The 16,773-nt window shown below is 44.4% G+C and carries 16 protein-coding genes; 1 reads left to right on the forward strand and 15 read right to left on the reverse strand.

Features of this window, described 5'->3' with window-relative positions:
* Positions 1 to 11 precede the first annotated feature (11 nt).
* On the reverse strand, positions 12 to 221 hold the full coding sequence (locus FTV88_RS01570) for a hypothetical protein (RefSeq protein WP_153724085.1): 210 nt from the start codon (positions 219 to 221) through the stop codon (positions 12 to 14).
* Positions 222 to 401: 180 nt separating this feature from the next.
* Here FTV88_RS01570 and FTV88_RS01575 point away from each other — a divergent pair, with 180 nt between their 5' ends.
* Complete coding sequence (locus FTV88_RS01575; RefSeq protein ID WP_153724086.1) at positions 402 to 629, forward strand: hypothetical protein; 228 nt, start codon at positions 402 to 404, stop codon at positions 627 to 629.
* A gap of 74 nt (positions 630 to 703) precedes the next feature.
* On the opposite strand, the gene spoIIM is transcribed toward FTV88_RS01575, so the two are convergent.
* From spoIIM to FTV88_RS01645, 14 genes are all read right to left on the reverse strand, one after another.
* On the reverse strand, positions 704 to 1,315 hold the full coding sequence (spoIIM, locus tag FTV88_RS01580) for a stage II sporulation protein M (RefSeq protein ID WP_153724087.1): 612 nt from the start codon (positions 1,313 to 1,315) through the stop codon (positions 704 to 706).
* A 128-nt stretch (positions 1,316 to 1,443) separates the two neighbouring features.
* A complete protein-coding gene (locus FTV88_RS01585) occupies positions 1,444 to 1,977 on the reverse strand; it encodes an NUDIX domain-containing protein (protein WP_153724088.1) in 534 nt (177 codons plus the stop codon).
* An 8-nt stretch (positions 1,978 to 1,985) separates the two neighbouring features.
* Entirely contained in the window at positions 1,986 to 3,110 is a 1,125-nt protein-coding gene (locus FTV88_RS01590) for a M20/M25/M40 family metallo-hydrolase (RefSeq protein ID WP_153724089.1), read from the reverse strand.
* On the reverse strand, positions 3,107 to 4,735 hold the full coding sequence (locus tag FTV88_RS01595; protein ID WP_153724090.1) for an HD-GYP domain-containing protein: 1,629 nt from the start codon (positions 4,733 to 4,735) through the stop codon (positions 3,107 to 3,109). Before FTV88_RS01595 ends, FTV88_RS01590 begins: the two co-directional genes overlap by 4 nt.
* 385 nt (positions 4,736 to 5,120) lie before the next feature.
* Entirely contained in the window at positions 5,121 to 5,933 is an 813-nt protein-coding gene (gene spo0A, locus FTV88_RS01600; protein WP_153724091.1) for a sporulation transcription factor Spo0A, read from the reverse strand.
* 146 nt (positions 5,934 to 6,079) lie between these two features.
* Positions 6,080 to 7,480: a SpoIVB peptidase gene (spoIVB, locus tag FTV88_RS01605; RefSeq protein WP_162007850.1), complete on the reverse strand. Its 1,401-nt coding sequence runs from the start codon at positions 7,478 to 7,480 to the stop codon at positions 6,080 to 6,082.
* A gap of 210 nt (positions 7,481 to 7,690) precedes the next feature.
* The gene (gene recN / locus FTV88_RS01610; protein ID WP_153724093.1) at positions 7,691 to 9,394 is read right to left on the reverse strand and encodes a DNA repair protein RecN; all 1,704 of its coding nucleotides are present in this window, start codon (positions 9,392 to 9,394) and stop codon (positions 7,691 to 7,693) included.
* Between the two features lie 37 nt (positions 9,395 to 9,431).
* Positions 9,432 to 9,893: an arginine repressor gene (argR, locus tag FTV88_RS01615; RefSeq protein WP_153726455.1), complete on the reverse strand. Its 462-nt coding sequence runs from the start codon at positions 9,891 to 9,893 to the stop codon at positions 9,432 to 9,434.
* Positions 9,894 to 9,895: 2 nt separating this feature from the next.
* Positions 9,896 to 10,573, reverse strand: a complete 678-nt coding sequence (locus tag FTV88_RS01620; protein WP_153724094.1) for a tRNA (mnm(5)s(2)U34)-methyltransferase — start codon at positions 10,571 to 10,573, stop codon at positions 9,896 to 9,898.
* On the reverse strand, positions 10,573 to 11,427 hold the full coding sequence (locus FTV88_RS01625) for an NAD(+)/NADH kinase (RefSeq protein WP_162007851.1): 855 nt from the start codon (positions 11,425 to 11,427) through the stop codon (positions 10,573 to 10,575). Before FTV88_RS01625 ends, FTV88_RS01620 begins: the two co-directional genes overlap by 1 nt.
* A 36-nt stretch (positions 11,428 to 11,463) precedes the next feature.
* A complete protein-coding gene (locus FTV88_RS01630; RefSeq protein WP_153724096.1) occupies positions 11,464 to 11,928 on the reverse strand; it encodes a hypothetical protein in 465 nt (154 codons plus the stop codon).
* A 138-nt stretch (positions 11,929 to 12,066) separates the two neighbouring features.
* Positions 12,067 to 12,969, reverse strand: a complete 903-nt coding sequence (locus tag FTV88_RS01635) for a TlyA family RNA methyltransferase (protein ID WP_153726456.1) — start codon at positions 12,967 to 12,969, stop codon at positions 12,067 to 12,069.
* A gap of 7 nt (positions 12,970 to 12,976) precedes the next feature.
* On the reverse strand, positions 12,977 to 14,929 hold the full coding sequence (dxs, locus tag FTV88_RS01640) for a 1-deoxy-D-xylulose-5-phosphate synthase (RefSeq protein ID WP_153724097.1): 1,953 nt from the start codon (positions 14,927 to 14,929) through the stop codon (positions 12,977 to 12,979).
* Between the two features lie 42 nt (positions 14,930 to 14,971).
* Positions 14,972 to 15,601: a hypothetical protein gene (locus FTV88_RS01645; protein ID WP_153724098.1), complete on the reverse strand. Its 630-nt coding sequence runs from the start codon at positions 15,599 to 15,601 to the stop codon at positions 14,972 to 14,974.
* Positions 15,602 to 16,773: the final 1,172 nt, after the last annotated feature.

The following is a 16,773-nucleotide window of genomic DNA, read 5'->3' on the forward strand; positions in this document are numbered from 1 at the left end:
ATGGGAATCTTTCATTCGACTTCTTCTTCTATCTTTCCTTCATCAGGATGGAGGACTCGCATTGGTTCACCGGAAGGTTCTTCTTCTTTTGGCATTTGTGCGTACCTTTCGTTCCAACTCATAATCTGAGGCACAAGCAAAGCGAGGACCAACAAGATAACGAGCAGTCGTACTGCCATACGAAGGCGCTTTTGAACTTTTGTAATCAATACAAAAAGCATGGCTATCCCCTTTTTTCTAAAAGAATTTGCTATAGAAAAGCTATGCCTTGAAAAAATCTATAGACCATACATTATTTTCTATTTTTTAATTGGTGTAGCCTTTCCCGGCCAGGAGCACACTAGTCAGTGCAGAGGCAAATTCATGATGGCTAATCCTTATAGCCGTGAAAGGAGGACGAAATGGCTAGAAGAAGAAATAATTTTATCGTAGCCCGTTCCCTAACAGCAACGACAACAGGTGCTCAGACTGGCGCAATGGCTACGACAACAACAAATGATACGATGACGAATGTACAAACTCAAAGGGGAACAGAAGCTCTTCCAGAGTATGGTCAACCTACCCAAGGTACCGACACAGCCCTCTTTGGAAGTGTACGACCTACTTTTGAAATCTATCCTGGCGAGTAATTTTCATGGAATGAAAAAAAGAGTCACTTTGTACTTGTAAACTTGTACAAAGTGACTCTTTTTTGAACCCATTCTTAAAGTACGAACCAGCGCAAAAACAGGGGCGATACATAGGCGTCAAGAAGTGCTGCAATAATGGCTATAAGCAAAGTAGCGCCACCGACTGTCATATATAACATAAGAGCTTTCCCTAAAGATATACTGCTATCTTGACGCCCTTTGATCAACCACAGTGAAAAAGCCAGCGCGATGGCTCCCGTAATGGCCAAGGCTGGAATAAAGAGCAGGCTCGACGGGACTAAAGAAAGAAGAACGATAAAAATCCCATCTTCACGAGTTAACATAAGGAAGCTGGCCGTAAATCCAAGCACAAAGCCACGGAAGAAAAGTAGAGCCACAATAAAAGGAAGTCCTAAAACTGTTAAGCCGAGAAAGAGGATAAGTCCAATTACCGTAAGATTGCGTGTAATGGCCACATAAGCGAGACTATGGTAATCTAGACCACTTTGTACGATATAAAAAGCATCTGAAATTCTTGTACTTAAGATTTCTAGTTGTTCCGGCGGTAACGCTCTTGCTCCAATCGCTCCTATGGCAATACCAGCACTAATCACGACAACGATTGCAAGGTAAAAACTCCAATGAAGATTAAAATGGTACATCAGAACTTTAATCGTTCGTAACACCAAAACCGCCCCTTCGCCGCACCTTTCAGACAAGCTGTTAAATGGTAAACATTAACAAGGCTGTCCTACTTCACTCTATGCAGCTTGGGGTCAGGGAAGAACCTTCATGCCTGAGAAGAAGTGCCTCCTTACTTTTGTCGAGCTACTTCAATCAATGCTGTAATCGTCTTCCCATCAAAAATTTCTCCACTTTGAATTTTCTCTAAGGCTTCATCTAAAGGCATGGTCAGGGATTCAATAAATTCATCCTCATCGGGTCTTGCTTCTGAAGGAATAAGATGGTAAGCCTTGTAGATATGAATCTTTTCATTGCAAAAACCAGGACTGGCGTAATAACTGAAAAGATGATGCCATTCCATCGCCTGAAAGCCTGTCTCTTCAGCCAACTCACGCTGTGCACAAAGCAGGGGATCTTCACCCACTGAAAGCTTGCCGGCAGGTATCTCCAAGGAAAGGCGCTCCAAGGGATGACGCCATTGCCGGACTAGAATGACCTCACCTTGATCGGTGAGAGGAACAACACAAGCAGCGCCAGGGTGGGTTACGACTTCCCGCGACGCTTCCTTTCCATTGGGAAGACGGACTTTGTCCAGTCGCAAGGTGATAACTTGGCCTTGAAAAAGGACTTTCTTTTCTATCGTCTTTTCCATCAAGTGATCCATGAAACCGTTCACCCTTCCCATTTTGAAGCGGCTCTAATAATCTCCAGTACATTGCGAGCATTAAGCTCTAAATCTTCTAAGGTGATGAATTCTTCCGTCGTGTGTACTTTTTGCATACCAATGCCTAAGTTGGCTGTAGGTATTCCAGCACCGTTAAAAATATTGGCATCGGAACCGCCTCCGGTTCCCTCTAGAGTAGCTTTTCTTCCAAGCTTTTCGGCCGCTTGTACAGCCAGGACCACAACAGGATCTTTTTCATCTAAAGAAATTGCGGGATAGATCTGCTTTGTTCGCACATCAGCTTTTCCGCCAAGCTCTTCGGCGGCTATATGAAAAGCGGATACCATGCTCTCCGTTTGTAAAGCTAGCTTCTCTAAAGACAGACTACGTGCTTCTCCCATAATCGTAACACGCTCGGGAACAATATTGGTAGCCCTGCCCCCGTTGATAGTCCCAATGTTCGCTGTTGTTTCTTCGTCAATACGACCGAGTTTCATCTGTTGAATGGCTCGAGAAGCAATTCGAATGGCACTAATTCCTTCTTCTGGACAAATTCCAGCGTGAGCAGCACGACCCAAGATATGGGCTTCAATGTTATTTTGTGCTGGGCCTCTGATAATAATATTTCCTGCAAATCCAGCTGCATCTAATACATAACCCATCTTAGACTGCAAGCGACTCATGTCAAAAGCTTTAGCACCGTTGAGGCCGCCTTCTTCTTGCACCGTGAAAATAACTTCTATTGTTGGATGAGGCTCTCCTGTTTCCATAAGCACTCGCAAAGCCTCTATTATCGCAACAAGACCGGCTTTGTTGTCAGCCCCCAAAATGGAGGAACCAGCCGAATAAACAGCGCCATCTCGAACAATGGGTTGAACCTGATCACAAGGAACTACGGTGTCCATATGAGCACAAAAGAACAAGGCAGGACCCGTTCCTGTACCAGGAAGCATTGCATAAAGGTTACCAGCATTGCCTCCGATCTTCTGACCTGCATCATCTTCTTCTACTTTCAAACCCAAGCCCTCTAAAGTACGAATCAGATCATCGGCCACCTCTCGTTCCTCACCCCCGGGCGAAGATAGGGCGCACAAGCGCAAAAAATCCTGCAGCAAACGGTCTTGCTGAATCAAGAAATTTCACTTCCTCTCATCTGTAAGGTACATCCTGAAACATCGTCAATATGGCCTTCATCAATTAACTCTAAAAAAGCATCTACTACAACGGGATCAAATTGTGTCCCCTTGCCTTGAATTAACTCTCCAATTGCTTTTTCTCGAGGCATAGCACGTCGATAGACTCGGTTCGCTGTCATAGCCTCAAAAGAATCGGCGACAGCAATAATTCTAGCACCGAGTGGAATCTCTTCTCCAGCTAACCCTTCAGGATACCCTTTTCCATTGTACCACTCATGGTGCGCAGCCAGCGTAGCAGCCAAGTCCCGAAAATCAGGTACTTGGGAAATAATCTGCTCCCCAATAATAACATGCATTTTAATTTCCGCATATTCAGCATCCGTGAGGCCACCGGGCTTGCGCAAAATAGAGCTATCAATACCAATCTTTCCTATATCATGTAACGTCGCTGCCATCGCAATACGTTCTACCGTCTCTTCAGGCAGTCCCATGCGTTCAGCAATTAATTTGCTATAGCGATGCACATATTCCGAATGACTCCGGGTGTAAGAGTCTTTCGCGTCGATGGCCATAATAAAAGCTTGCACAACAGAGTGGTATAGATTTTTTTGCTTTTGGTAAGCCGACGCGTTTTCAATCGCATGCCCCATCTGTACTGATAAAAGGTCAACCAACTCTAGGTCGTCTTTAGAAAAAGGCTTTTCTTCGTTGGAGAAAAGGGTAAGTAAACCTAAAGTTGTGCCACAACTTTGCAGAGGTACTAATAAGAGCTGGCGATATTCTTTGAGCAACTCATCTTTTTCACAATGCGAAAAAGCCACTTCAACATTGCGAGAGCAAGCCACAGGCGCTCCTTTTTTTAGTACGTCGCCAAAAAAACTATTCTCCAGAGGCAGTTCTTTTCCCTCTAAAGAAGGGATACCCAAATTGGCCATCGGCTGCAAATATCCTTTTTCTTCATTAAGAATATGTACGGTACAACCTTTTACTTTCATAGTCACCACAGACAACTGAACGATCGATGAAAGTACTTGGGGCACCTCTAAGGAGGAATTGACGGTGCGGGCTACTTCTGCAAGCGTGCTAAAGCGATTCACTTTTTTCTCTAGTTCTTCTTTGGTGCTTTTCAGTTGATCAGATAGATAACCAATCGTCAGTACCAGCGTAAACAGAATGCCAGCACGAAGCATTATGTCGCCACCATAATAATATAAAGAAAGCGGTACATTCGTAGCGATGTAAAGAGTCATTGCCATCACAGCAATTGAAAGGCTCAGTTTCAGACCAAAATATAAGCTATGCAATGCGCAAAGCAAAAAGTAAGCAAGAAAAAAGTTGCTTTCTAGCCCTCCTGTTAAATGGACCAACCAGGTGATCATGATCAGATCACAAAAAATTACACCTAGAAGGAGGCTATCTTTTTGAATCAAGCCCACGTAAAAAGATAGATATAAAAAGGAACTGTAGACCAAAAAGAAGAGAATCGGAGGTACTAGTGTTGAAATTATATCTTGCTGAGGAGAGAACAAAGTCCAGAGTAAAATAGCAACAAAGGAAACAACTCTTACGATAGCAAATACGAATCTTTCATCGAAAAAAGGGTCTTGCAGCGTCCTCTTCATTACACCCCTCCTTCTGATACAACCTGAGGGTTATTTTTTTCGACAAACTAACACTTATCACCTTCATAAATAGAGCCTTTAGTTTAAAATTTTTTCTTCACTAATAAACTTTCTTTAAAAACAACTGCTATTTTCGTTCATTGAAAATATAAAAGCATCTTATGCTCCCTTATATTCATAAAATTGCTCAAAGAAATAGGACACCTTGTAATAGCTAGGACCCTATAATTTTTGCATAGAGATTACTTCGTTACTTATTCTTCAAAAACATTGATTTCCCTTTCTTGAGCAAATTACAAAAAAATAATAGTGCTTGGCAAAAGAGCACAGTCTACTATAGACTGTGCTCCGATGTATCTGATATTTACCTAGATGCTCTAGGAATTTAACCGACTTTTTGACCTAAGCGCAATTTATCAGCTACCATCGCAATAAATTCTGAGTTCGTTGGTTTGCCTCGCTCTAAGTTGATGGTGTAACCAAAAAATTTAGACATAAGCTCGACATTACCACGATCCCAAGCCAATTCAATGGCATGACGAATGGCTCGCTCTACACGAGAAGGTGTGGTCATATACTTCTGAGCAATCATGGGATAGAGCTCTTTTGTAACAGCACCCAGTAAGTTAACTTCTTGAATCACCAACAAAATTGCATCGCGAAGATATTGATATCCTTTGATATGAGCTGGTACACCCATTTGGTGTATGATATTTGTCACTTCCACATCAAGATTCCGTGGTTTCGAAGGCGGCGGCGGTGGAAGCTCCATGGAAGCACAGCTTTGTTGTATGGCCATGGAAGAACTGGTCGCTATATATCCACCCATAAGTTGTCGGATGCGGTTACCTAAAATCTCAAAGTCAAAAGGCTTTAAGATAAAATAATCAGCACCTAACTGAACAGCACGATGGGTCATTGACTCTTGCCCGAAGGCTGTCAAAATAATGACTCGCGGACGCTGTCGCAATTGCATATCACCAAGACGTTCTAGAACACCAATGCCGTCAAGATGAGGCATAATAATATCTAGTATGACAAGATCAGGTTCTTCCTGTTGAATGAGTTTCAGGGCATCATTGCCATTATGGGCAATCCCAACAATTTCGATATCATCCTGAGAAGATATATAATCTCGGAGAATATCACAAAATTCCTTATTGTCATCAGTGATGACTAGGCGAATTTTGTTTAACATTATTTTACCAGCCTCCCCAAGTTTTTCACTGGTCATAGCTTTTCGACAAACGAAAAAAGATATCCTCCTAACTTCCCACAAAATCGTTCGTAAAAAAATGTGAATTTATGACATTTAGTACCATTGTATGTATTTCCTGTTATTTGTCAAAGATTGAAAGAAGGACTCTGCTTTGATGGCAAAGTCCCTACTTGCTTTTGCTCCTTTTTCCACAGTCCTGCTTCTTCTAACATTTGCTCGACTAGGCATCCATATCCAGTACTGGGAGAATTTATGAAAACATGAGTGACCGCCCCCACGATGTGTCCGTTCTGGATAATTGGACTTCCACTCATGCCCTGGATAATGCCTCCTGTTAGGTTGAGTAACCGCGGATCGGTAACGCGAATCACCAATCCTTTTCCATCCGAGCGATGAGGCATAATCCGATCAATATGAATCTGGAAGCGCTCTAAGCGGTCTCCATTGATTACGGTAATAATCTCAGCAGGTCCTTGCGTAACCTGCGCTGACAAGGCGATAGGAATCGGCTCTGGGTAAAAAGGATTGGTCAGCTTGCCTTCTAAGTGCCCGAAAATTCCCACATAGGTATTACGTTGAATATCTCCACTAAAAGAAGCGTCCTCTTCTTGGAAAAGACCTACCTTTTCTCCTGGTGAACCTTTTCTGCCGGGATGAATTGATTTGATAGTAGCTGGAATAATCTTTCCATCTGCCACATCGATTCGCTTATTCGTATCGGCATCATTAATAACATGACCTAAAGCACCATAGGTTTGTGATTTTGGTTCAAGAAAGGTTAAAGTTCCTACACCAGAAGCGCGATCGCGGACAAATAGACCAATACGATATCGCTTTGTTTCGTCACATAGAATGGGCTCTATTTCTGTCTTATTCATTTTACCATTTCTTGACCATTCTATCTCTAATTTTCCTTTAGATTTTCCCATTTCGTCAATAATTCTTGCTAAATCAGCGTCACTTTTTACCGTTTTCTTGTCGACTCGATGAATAACATCGCCTACTTGAAGACCTGCTATTTTAGCAGGATAATGCTTCTCTCCTTTTTTATCGGCAATCGGTGCTTGTCCAACGACGATTACCCCTTCGGAATGGAGCATCACACCAATCGAATGGCCGCCTGGAAGCAGCTCTAACGGTGGCATTACGTCTACAATAATGTTTTTCAATGGAATAAGCCCTAGTAGGCGTAAGGTAACACTGATTCGACCTGGTTCATCGGTTGCAGTGTCCGTTGTAACGACTGTAGAGGCACCTTCTTGGCCATCTTGGTGACTATAGTCCACAAGATCGTCTCCACCCGATAAAGCTTGTAGTGCCGGCATATCGATTCGATTCATCTCTAGTGTTACATGGCGCATCATAGAGGGAGGAAACATACGGTCAAAAGGAATCTCTTCGCCCACAGTCGTGCGTAATTTTGATGGAGCAGACCAAATGCTCTGCGCTTCTTTTGTCATACTACCCGTCAAAATCAAAAGGGCCAGAAGAATGCCTGTTAGCTGTTTTATCCTCTCTTTCGCCATTACCGCCTCCTCTTTCCTCGGTGAGCCAATAGATTTGAAAAGCTTTTTGTTGGCGCTGTCCTTACTGTCTCCTTGTAAGGCCGCACCTATCCTGTCAAAACCGTGGTTACAGCGCAATGCGCTGGAAGTAGAGGTTGTTTCACGGCTTAAAAAACAATGAACCCCTTTCCTGATCATCCTCAATCAGGAAAGGGGTTCAAAAATATGAATTTACGATATCTTCGAAAGAGCGCGCCTGGATTTTTGATACATCTCTTTGGCATGCTCGACAGTGGCTTCACTGGCCTCATCGCCGCCTAACATCCGTGCTAGTTCGCTGATTCGTTCTTCTTCTTGTAATGGTCGAATCTGAGTTACTGTCCGCTCTTCGTTAATTTCTTTACGGATTAGGAAGTGATTGTCAGCATAGGCAGCCATTTGCGGTGCATGGGTTACACAGATCACTTGCACATGTTCTGCCACTTGTGCCATTTTCTGTGCCACTGCTTGTAAGGCTTGTCCACCAATGCCAGCATCGATTTCATCAAAAATAAGTGCAGGAATGCCTTCAACACGGGCCAATAGAGTCTTAAAAGCGAGCAGAATTCTACCTAGTTCACCACCGGAAGCGATGCGCGCCAAAGCTTTTGCAGGCTCACCCACATTCGGAGCAAAAAGAAACTCAATCTCTTCCAAGCCCTGTGCTGCTGGCTCTTGCCTTTGGCGAAATTGAACTTCTAACCGTGCTCTGGCCATACCGAGAAAAGCAAGTTCCTTCTGTAAAGCTTCTTCCAATTCTTTGGCCTTTTGGCGACGTTTTTCGGTTAAGATTCTCGCTGACTCCAAATATTTATCAAGCCACTGTTGTCGCTCTTTTTCCAGAACCGTAATTTTTTCATCACAACTTTCCAATTCTAGCAGTTCTGCAGCGATGCTGTCATGGTACTCTAAAATATCTTCAATTCGATTGCCGTATTTATGTTTCAGCCGATCGATACGAATCAGTCGCTCCTGCACCTCATCGAGACGACCTGGTTGATATTCTAGGTCTTCCCGATAATCGCGCAATCGCTCGGTCACATCTTCTACTTGATAATATGTTTCTTCTAGAACTTTACTAAGATCACCTAAGGTGCTATCAAAAGGGGCTGCCTCATCTAAAGCCTGGCGTGCTTTGGCAAGCATTTCTAAGGCACCTTGGCCTTTATCACCATAAAGAGCCTCATAAGCCTCATTGCTGTGCGCCATAAGTTTTTCCATATTCTGTAGCTTTTTGCGCTCTACTTCTAATTCTTCATCTTCACCGCATTGCAACTGGGCATCCTTAATTTCTTTGCTTTGAAAGGCAAGCATATCAAGGCGCTGCATTCGATCTCTCTCGCTTTTTTGTAACTTGACAAGATCTTGTTCAATTTTTTGAAGCTTCTTGTAGCAGGCTGCTACTTTTTCCAAAATTTCCTCGCCCTCTTGCCCAACGAGGCGATCGAGCAGTTGTCCATGCTTTCGAGGATTCATTAAAGACTGTTGTTCATGTTGACCTTGTAAGTCAATCAAGCGACCGCCTACTTCACGAAACAACGACAACGTCACAGTACGCCCATTGACTCGACAAGTATTTTTACCACTTCGAGCAATCTCTCTTGACAACAACAGTGTTCCGTCTTCCTCAACTTCTATCCCAAGCTCTAGTAATTCAGCATAAAGCTTGCTTTGATTTTCAAGATCAAGAACAAAAAAACCTTCAATCCGCGCTTTATTGGCACCGCTACGTAACGCTTCCAGGGTCGAGCGACCCCCAATGAGCAAACTGACTGCATCAATGACCAAGGACTTGCCAGCACCGGTCTCGCCTGTTAGCAAGTTCAAGCCAGGCGATAGTTCAAGCTCCACCTCTTCAATCAACGCAAAATTCTCTACCCTAAGTCTCTCCAGCATAGTGCCTCCGTTATCTCCTTTACAGTCCTTCCGTCATTTAGTCGTCATCTATCCATTGACCGATTCTTTCTACAACCTCTTCTACCGCTTCAGGCGGTTTGACGACGAGCAAAATGGTATCATCACCAGCAACCGTTCCTATCACTTCCGGCCAAGGATTGCTATCAAAAATGGCCGCGACAGCATGGGCATGACCGGGTAAAGTTCGAACAACAATGATGTTGAGACTGTAGTCAATTTGTGTAATCGTATCGCGTAACATGCGGAATAAAAGATCCGATGGCGAGGGTTGATGTCCCGACTCTGCCGGCGGTGCATAACGAGATTCGTCTTTGCTTACAGGTACTTTGATCAAGCCCAGTTCTTTGATATCTCGAGAGACTGTAGCTTGCGTCACCTCCATCCCCCTATCACGCAAATGCTGCGCCAGTTCATCTTGGGTGCGAATTGATTCCGTCTGAATAATATGCAAAATCGTTCTATGTCGTTTGCTTTTCAAGGTCATTCGCACCGTCCTTTGACTTTCTTTTTCTCAGCCAGCAAGACATAGGGGGGATGACCTCGACGATTGGGAAAGGTGATGGATAAAGTATCCCACTGTTCTGGCGGCAATTGGGCCCACCAATGATCGACTGCTTTCGCTTCTTCTTCTGCACCATCATGACCGACGTAGACAACAACAATCAAACGCCCTTCCGGCGCCAATCCTTTGGCACTTCCATCAAGAGCGGCAATGGTAGAAGTCGCTTGAGTCGTCACAGTACGTTCGCCCCCTGGCAAATAGCCAAGGTTAAAAATCGCTGCTTTCAGAGGTGGTAAAGTTTCTGTTCCTCTTTCTAAAAGCTTTCCCAGTTGACCATGATCTGTTCGGAACAGAAAGATGCCTTCTCGATCCAGCGAAAACGCAGAGCCTTGATTCAACAAGCTTTCCATTTCTTTTTCCTCAAAAGTATAGGTTTTAGAATGATAGCCACTTTTTTGCAATCGCTCTGCTGTTTTATATATTGCTTGTTCTTGAATATCGAAAGACCAGATGCATCCACCTGGCATAACTCGTTGTGCCAGAAATAGACTATCATGACCATTGCCTGCCGTCCCGTCAATCACAAAGTCGCCAGGTTGTAATTTTTCTTGTAACAATTTCTGTGACCACATTACAGCTGATGTTAAGGACGTCATTACGCTCTCCCCTGTTGCATCTTCTCATGGAGAATATGGAAAAAACTACGATTTTTGATCTTTAGCAATCGACAACTTACGGAAGCTTTTCGAATTAAAACGCTTTCACCCCATCGTAAAGGGCGCCCCGGTTGACCATCAACAGTGACGAGTCCATCGACATAGGGTGAACGAACGGTGATGCGAATTACTTTCTCTTTTGATATTACGAGAGGTCTTGCATCTAGACTATGAGGACAAATGGGTGTCATAATCAAGGCCTGTAAATCAGGTGACAGTATAGGGCCACCGGCTGACATAGAGTAGGCTGTTGAACCTGTTGGCGAAGCTACGATCAATCCATCGGCCGAATAACTCGCAACCACTTCATCATCAATAGAAGCATCCATTCGTAACATTCTAGGATTGGCACCTTTGGTAACAACCATATCATTGAGGGCGTAGAAGATGGGACTGGCCCCTTCTTCATTAAGAATATAAGCTTCTAGCATCATGCGCTCCTCAATGGAATAATCACCTTCTATAATTTTCTCTAAAGCGAAAAAAAGATCTGCTTCTTCAATTTCTGTTAAAAAACCAAGCCGTCCTAGGTTCACACCCAACAAAGGCACTTTAAATGGTGCTACCAATCGCGCTGTATTTAAGAGGGTACCGTCACCGCCTAAAACGATTACATAGTCAAGCTTTTGCAGATTCGCAGACAATTCTTTCGACGTTGACTTGACCAGTTCCGTTACATTGGTCAAAGGAATCCCCATAGAAATACCTCGAGCAGAAAGCCATTGGGCCATTTTTCGAGCCACTTCATGAGCTTGTGGTTTTTCTTCGTTTAAAATCACGCCAATGGCTGTCAAATACCTCTCCTCCACATCCGAATTAACAGTCTTCTTCTATCTCATAAACTCAATACGATGAATTTCTTTTTCTGACATATCGACAAGTAGTAGTCCGTCGACTGAATAGGCAAAGTAATATTCTAATAGCTGCCGCCGCGTATCGACAAAAGTAGGGCGCGGCGCTACATTTCCCGTTTTTACTTCCGCAATATATCGTTTTCCGTGCCGCGTTACCAGATAGTCAGCTCGCACTTGAATTGTTGTCCCTTGTCCATTCACACGCATGTTCACTTTCCCAAGAGGCTGACTCTCTATAACAGTATACCCTTTTGATGAAAGCACCTTAATAGCTTTGCTCTCTCCTTTTTTTCCTCTTCGCTGTCTCATCTGGATCAGCCAACGTTGATAGAAGCTACGAAGCTTGGAAAAAAGAAATGCACCTAGAGCCATAGCCAGGAAAAGCAAAAAAAGCAGCCTGAACCAATCGAAAGATCCTTCCGCCTGAAGTAGGTCGGGCAAGCTCTACACTCCTTGTATTTCATCAGGACCTTATTTTGCTTTTTATCTTCTACGCTCTTCCAATCTTGTCCTGCCCATAGGAAAAAAAAAGGTCGAACAACCTTCCTATTCAAGGAATCTTGTTCAACCTTTTTGCTTTTACGACGTTAATCGATTATGGGCTCTGTCTACAAGCTCGGCAATCGCTTCTCCATCGATCACGTAGAGGTTTCTATTGCTATCGTCCCTATCGTTTGACTGTTCCTGCTCCGTGCTTTGCTGGGTTTGCTCCTGCTGACCTTCTGGATAGGTCTGCTGTAGATTTTTTTTCTGTAACCAGAGCAGATATTCAATATTGCCTTCTGGTCCTGTAATGGGAGAGTGATCCAAGCCAAGGACCTTCCAGTCATGATCAAGTGACCATTGTACTAGCCCTTCAATTACTTCACGATGGACTTTACGCTCGCGAACAACACCTTTTTTGCCTACCTTATCTTTACCTGCTTCAAATTGAGGCTTGATTAAAGCAATGACATAACCTGGTGGTTCAAGCAATTCTTTCACGGCTGGCAATACTTTTTCTAAAGAGATAAAAGCAACATCAATCGTAGCAATCTGGGCTTTTTCACCCAATTGCTCTGCTGTTACGTAACGAATATTAGTTCGTTCTAAAGAGCGAACTCGTTCATCTTGCCGTAGAGACCAGGCCAATTGCCCATAACCAACATCAACAGCAATGACTCGACTGGCACCATTTTGAAGGGCTACATCGGTAAAGCCGCCTGTCGATGCACCTACGTCTAAAACAGTATAACCCTGCAAAGAGAGTTCAAAAGCTTCTACAGCACGAGCCAACTTAAAGCCACCTCGACTCACATAAGGACAGGCATTCGATTCTACCGAAACTTCTGCATCTTCGGGAATCTGGGTGCCTGCCTTGTCGATACGCTGTCCATTGACGCGTACAAGTCCAGCAAGAATCGTAGCTCTCGCTTTTTCACGACTCTCAGCAAGACCTTTTTCTACCAGTAAGAGATCCAGTCGTTCTTTCTTAATAGCCATCGTTGATTTATTTCTCTCCACGGAAGGCAACTTTTACATTCCCCATAAAAGGAGCTAGCTTCAGATTGCCTCGTTTAGTTAATGCTTTCTTAATACCGACAAAATCAGCAGCCACGGACGCAATGTTATCAGCAGTTAGCCCATAATCTTTTAACAAAATAGGCGATGCACCATGCTGTATAAATTCATCAGGAATCCCAATGCGACGAACTTGACAATCTACAGCTTCCTCTTGAAGAAGCTCGATAACAGCACTGCCAAAGCCACCTTCAAGAGCATTCTCTTCTACAGTTAGGACTTTCCCAAGAGCTTGCGCTTTTTCAACAATCAAATCCTTGTCCAAAGGTTTGACATAACGAGCGTTAACAACAGTGGCTTCAATGCCCTGGCTCGCCAACTGCTTGGCTGCTTCCATAGCAGGATTCACCATTGAACCAATCGCCAGAAGAAGAAGGTCATCTCCTTCTCGCAGTACTTCACTTTGACCGATGGGGATCTCTTGTAGTACCTGATCAAGAGGTACACCCTGGCCTTTACCACGAGGATAGCGAATGGCTACAGGACCTTCTTGCTTATAAGCTGTATAAAGCATATGTTGCAGTTCGTTTTCATCTTTCGGTGCCATCAGGATTAATTCAGGAAGATGACGAAGGTAGGAAAGATCGTAAACACCATGATGGGTCTCACCATCTTCACCGACAATGCCAGCTCGATCGAGAGCTAGAATGACCGGTGCTTTCTGGAGACAAACTTCATGAAAAACCTGATCGTAAGCTCGTTGCAAGAAAGTAGAGTAAACGGCAACGACAGGTTTCAGCCCTTCTAAAGCAAGTGCAGAAGCCATACAAACGGCATGCTGTTCGGCAATACCAACATCATAAAAACGAGCCGGAAAAGCTTGGGCAAAAGGCGCTAAGCCAGTACCATCTGGCATCGCTGCTGTAATGGCCAGAACACGCTCATCTTGTCGAGCCAGTTGCATCATCGTATCGCTGAAGACTTGCGTATAGGTCTTCGGCCCTTCGCTTTTGTGTACTTTGCCTGTCTTGATATCAAAGGGACCAACACCATGGAAAAGACCAGGATTTTGTTCTGCTGGCTCGTAGCCACAACCTTTTTTGGTTAAGACATGAACAAGTACGGGACCTTTAAGCTGTCGTGCATTATCAAGAACAGCCCGTAACTCTGTTAGGTTATGTCCATCAATGGGCCCTAGATAAGAATAGCCCAGTTCTTCAAAAAGCACACCTGGAACCATTAAGTGCTTGAGGCCTTCCTTGACTTTTTCTAATATTTTGAAAACCTGCGGACCAATTGACGGAATCTTTTTGACAACGTCTTCCATCTCTTCCTTGTTGCGGAAATAACGTGGATCGGTGCGCATTCTGGTAAGATAGGTAGAAAGGGCGCCCACATTATCAGCAATTGATTTTTTGTTGTCATTGAGTACAACAATAAGATCGGTATTTTCATTGCCCGCATGGTTTAAAGCTTCCAAAGCAATACCACCCGTTAGGGCGCCATCACCTATGACAGCAACAATGGCGTTATCTTCACGCTTTAGATCGCGGGCAAAAGCGAGGCCCAGCGCAGCGGAGATGGATGTGGAACTGTGTCCGGTGTTAAAAATATCGTGAGGACTTTCTGAACGTTTCGGAAAACCAGCCATCCCTTGGTAGGTTCGTAAGGTATGAAAATCTTCATACCTTCCCGTTAATAACTTGTGAACGTAAGATTGGTGTCCCACATCCCAGACGATTTTATCATCTGGTGAGCGGAAAACAAGATGGAGTGCAAGAGTCAGCTCTACAATGCCCAGGTTAGGGGCTAGATGGCCACCGTTTGCGGCTGTCGTTTGAATCAGAACCTCTCTGATCTCCTGACATAGCTGTTCCAATTCAGGTTCAGAGAGCTGCTTCATATCTTCTGGGTCTTTGATCTGGTTAAGAACTTGGACCATAGGCGTAGGTCACCTTCTCTCTGCTAGCATTCATAGTATGTTCTACTCATTCTTTTTCGCTTTTTCTTTTTTACTTCCTCTTTTATAGACTTTTTTCTTTTTCATTTGAAAAATGTTTCTTCCTGTCAATGCTTCAAAGCGAGCCAACCAACGAGCGACTATAAAAACGACTTCATGACTGTAATTAATTGCAATCATTTTACCGAGAGATTTGCCACCTACTGTTAAAGCAGCCACAAAACCAGTAATAATAACACCCCAGTAGATCCCTTCAGCCCCAGGCAATTGGGCCAACCGGATGGCGATGCTAATGCCTATAGCACCGGCTACAGCAGCAGCAATATCACCAATGACATCATTACAAAAATTGGCTACACGATCGGCATTTCTTACGATCCATAGCGCTTGTTGAGCGCCTTCTGTTTTGCGCGCTGCTTTGGCATGAAAAGGGATCTCTGTTGCAGCAGCAGCAGAGGTTCCAATCGTGTCAAATAAAACGCCCGTAAAAATCAATATTAATAAGACAACAATCGACAAAGAGATAGACACCACTTTGCTCAAGACAAAGTCAGAGCCTACTGTAATACCCATGGCAATGAAAAAAGAAAGCAGACCAATTAAGGCCGCATGACGCGCCGATTGTCGTAAATCTCTAAGTAAACCAGGACCCAAATGTATGTTCACCTCAATATAACTACACAAAAAAGATGCCTGAGTAACAGGGTGACAGTCTGCTAAGTAAACTCTATGGCTTAGGTTCGGTAGGCTTTCCCCACCCGGCTCCGACAAGTCACCTTATCGGCGGTTTCCCTTTATGCCAGGCGCAGTCCTGTCACCAGGGCACTGAACCGAATCACCACTTAGTCCATACTTTAATCCCTAACAGACCTCTTGACAGAACAGTCTAGGAATTTTCTTCAACAACTCTACCTGTCTCTAGCCTCTTTTGCAGTATTGGTTTCAAGTCGCGGCTCTTCCTCCCTGGCCGGGGAGAAAGCGCCGTATCCTCCTATCCGCCAATCCCACTCAAGGCAGGCTACACTGCACCCAGCATGAACCAAATGCAGGTTCTTCCCAAGCCATAGTTTCCTCCGAAAATGGTCCCGGAGTTCCCCACGTATCTTGGGTCTCCACGGAGGTAGGGTCATCGCCCGCATGCCATTGCAGATCGCCCTATCCCCCTTAACTCCCAGTACCAACCCCCGACTGGGCGTCGGCAGCCAGCACCAGGAACTTCATCGATATGCCCTTGACGGATTTTTAGCCCCGCCTTCAAAACAGGAGATGCTGACTAGAATACTGCGTCACCACATTCAGACATCTTGTCTGAGTATTATAGCACAAGATCTTGCCACTATCAAAAAAAATGCATCTTTTTTGTCTGGTTATATTCTGGGTCATTTCTCAATACTATCCAATTCGTAGCGGGACACCCCCTGCCTGGTCGGGCACAACCAACGATGAAAATCAACTTTTCCTGATTACGTTGGGGTTACTTCTTGCAGGGGCCAGGTCATCACGCTTTCCTCCGCTCTGGACTGGTCCCACGCTGTTACCGCCAGCAAGCTACTGATGCGCTGAGGTCCCAAGTCCCGCTACGGAAAGCGTGATGCCCTGGCCCAGAAGGCTTCTACTGATTGTTACTCCCATTGGCATTGCTTTGCGTAACTTTCTGCTATGTTTAAGCAACTACCTATTGTATTTGCAATGCAATAGGCCAAAACTCAGTCACAACCAGCAAAATCTACCTAGGTCAGGCGTTATGACTTCCTGGAGAGAGGACTTCAGACCTCAGCCTTTCACGCAGCTTGCTGCCGCTCATGGCGTGGGATGAGTCCGTTCGG

It is taken from the genome of Heliorestis convoluta (assembly GCF_009649955.1).
GTDB classification, from domain to species: domain Bacteria; phylum Bacillota; class Desulfitobacteriia; order Heliobacteriales; family Heliobacteriaceae; genus Heliorestis; species Heliorestis convoluta.